Raw genomic sequence first — 1,691 nt, forward strand, 5'->3', positions numbered from 1 at the left:
GGCCCACCCACCCGGAAGGAACACCGACATGGCCCGACACACCATCACCGAACTGCACGCCGCACTCGGGACCGCCATCGAGCGCCTGGCCCCCGTCCTCACCGACCTGGAACCCAACCAGACCACCTGGACCCTCGGTTTCCAGCCCAGCGAATCGGCGGAACTCGAACTCCACATCTACCGAGCCACCCGCGCCGAACTCGACGCCATCGCCACCGCCCTGGGCGCCCGGCCTGGCGACATCACCCGAACCGGGCTGCGCTCCGGCGGCAAGGAGGAGCACGAGGTGCGCTTCGCCGTCTCCGGCATCCCCGCCGTGGTCTCGGCCTGGCTCCCCGAGCCCAGCGAGCGCGAGCAGCTCCTCGCCCGCCTGGCCCAACTGGACGCCTCCGACCCCTCCTCCGTCCGGCGCCTGACCTGACCCCGCACCGGGCCCCCGCTCAGGCGAAGTGAGCGGGGGCCCGGCACCCCCGACCGTACCCACCCACCAAGAAGGACACCCGAGATGACCGACCCCCTGAGCGACCACCGCCTCGCCCAGATCCGCGCCCGCATCCACCGCACCGCCATCTGCCCCTACGCCCCCGTCCAAGGCGGCTGCCACCGCTGGACCGCAGCCGGAGAACGCCTCGTCATGTGCGCCGCCTGCGGTCTCATCGCCCAGTCCGACCCCACCATGGGCGACCTCGCCGACCTGTACGACGAAGTGGAACGACTGCGCGAGGTCGACACCGAGCTGGCCGCTACCGAGCAGCAGGTCATCGCCGTCCTCAACGAGTGCACCCGGATCGAGGCCGAGCCGCGCGACCGGCACGGCGCGAACGCCGACGGGATGCGCGAGGCCGTTGCTCGTATCCGGGCCGTGCTCCGGACGGAGGCCGGTCAGTGACCGACACCCGAGCACTCACCATCCGCCAACCCTGGGCAGCCGCCATCACCCACGGGGACAAGCGCGTCGAGAACCGGTCCCGCCCCGCCCCGGCCTCCCTGCACGGCACCCGCATCCTCATCCACGCCGGGAAAGGCAAGCCCGACCCGATGGGCCGCTTCCACATCGGCCAGGACGTCATCGCCAACTGGCCCGACACCCGCGGCGCCATCACCGCCACCGCCACCCTCACCGGCTCCCACCCGGAGGCCAGCGGCTGCTGCGCCCCCTGGGGCTTCCCCAACCGACACCACTGGGAACTCACCGACGTGGTCCCGCTCACCACCCCCGTCCCCGCCCTCGGACAACTCGGCCTCTGGCGCCCCACCCCCGAGGCACTGACCGCCGTCACCACCCAGCTCGACGCCGGAGCCAGCCGATGACCGCGCGCCCCATCGGCACGGAGGTGTCGTGCGACGGCCCCGGCAACAACCGGCCCTGCCCCGACTCCGCAGCCATCCCCGCAGGCTTCCGCTCCGTCACCGCCCGCCAGGTCCGGGCCGACGGCCGCGCCCTCGGATGGAAGACCCGCCGCCGCCCCGGCCGCCTCGAAGACGTCTGCCCCCGCTGCGGAAAGGCCCCCCGATGACCGCCCGCACTCTCACCCAGGCCGAACTCCTCGCCGAAGCCCGCGCCGCCTTCGGCAACGACCCTCTCACGTGGGCGTTCCGCTGCCCCAACTGCGGCGACGTCGCCACCGGCCAAGATTTCCGCCACGCCCTGATCACCCACCCCCGCACCCGCCGCGACGGCACCACCCTCG

Annotated in this window: 5 protein-coding genes; all 5 read left to right on the forward strand. The window is 73.2% G+C overall.

Going from position 1 to position 1,691, the window contains the following annotated elements:
* Positions 1 to 421 (forward strand): hypothetical protein (locus FOE67_RS24945; protein ID WP_228474267.1); only part of this gene is annotated, 421 nt, incomplete at its 5' end.
* Positions 422 to 505: 84 nt separating this feature from the next.
* On the forward strand, positions 506 to 889 hold the full coding sequence (locus FOE67_RS24950) for a hypothetical protein (RefSeq protein WP_182667080.1): 384 nt from the start codon (positions 506 to 508) through the stop codon (positions 887 to 889).
* Positions 886 to 1,311, forward strand: coding sequence for an ASCH domain-containing protein (locus FOE67_RS24955; RefSeq protein WP_182667081.1), 426 nt, complete (start codon positions 886 to 888; stop codon positions 1,309 to 1,311). Before FOE67_RS24950 ends, FOE67_RS24955 begins: the two co-directional genes overlap by 4 nt.
* Entirely contained in the window at positions 1,308 to 1,517 is a 210-nt protein-coding gene (locus tag FOE67_RS24960) for a hypothetical protein (protein ID WP_182667082.1), read from the forward strand. The genes FOE67_RS24955 and FOE67_RS24960 overlap by 4 nt, the downstream gene beginning before the upstream one ends.
* Positions 1,514 to 1,691 (forward strand): VVA0879 family protein (locus FOE67_RS30690; RefSeq protein ID WP_369075299.1); only part of this gene is annotated, 178 nt, incomplete at its 3' end. The genes FOE67_RS24960 and FOE67_RS30690, both read left to right, overlap by 4 nt.

This window comes from Streptomyces calidiresistens (assembly GCF_014141525.1).
In the GTDB taxonomy this organism is placed as follows: domain Bacteria; phylum Actinomycetota; class Actinomycetes; order Streptomycetales; family Streptomycetaceae; genus Streptomyces; species Streptomyces calidiresistens.

Bases quoted from the DNA above. Each gene is read 5' to 3' on its own strand.
- FOE67_RS24950 (WP_182667080.1), top strand. From the start codon at position 506: ATGACCGACCCCCTGAGCGACCACCGCCTCGCCCAGATCCGCGCCCGC.
- FOE67_RS24960 (WP_182667082.1), top strand. From the start codon at position 1,308: ATGACCGCGCGCCCCATCGGCACGGAGGTGTCGTGCGACGGCCCCGGC.